At 53.1% G+C, this 271-nt stretch carries 1 protein-coding gene; it reads left to right on the forward strand.

Annotated features, from left to right (window positions below; genetic code table 11):
- Positions 1 to 30: 30 nt before the first annotated feature.
- Positions 31 to 271: MFS transporter (locus NLF92_RS13005; RefSeq protein ID WP_254102638.1), on the forward strand; the 241-nt coding region annotated here is incomplete at its 3' end.

Genomic DNA, 271 nt, shown 5'->3' on the forward strand with positions numbered 1-271 from the left:
GACTTTCTGGTAACTATTATTGTGCCCTGGATGGCAGGCGCGGATATGTGGAACGGTGACCGGGCGGCCGGCTATCAGGCGGCTATGGGCCTAATGGCTGCGCTGGCTGTAGTAATGTTCCTGTTCTGTTTCTTTGCCACCACCGAGCGTCTTGAGCATGAAGTAGAAGAGAAGCCGCTGAAAGAGCAGCTCTCGTTATTGTTCAAGAACGACCAGTGGCTGATCCTATGTGGCGTGTGTGTACTGGGAACCATTGGTTATGTTGTACGCG

The organism is Opacimonas viscosa (genome assembly GCF_024199005.1).
Lineage (GTDB): Bacteria > Pseudomonadota > Gammaproteobacteria > Enterobacterales > Alteromonadaceae > Opacimonas > Opacimonas viscosa.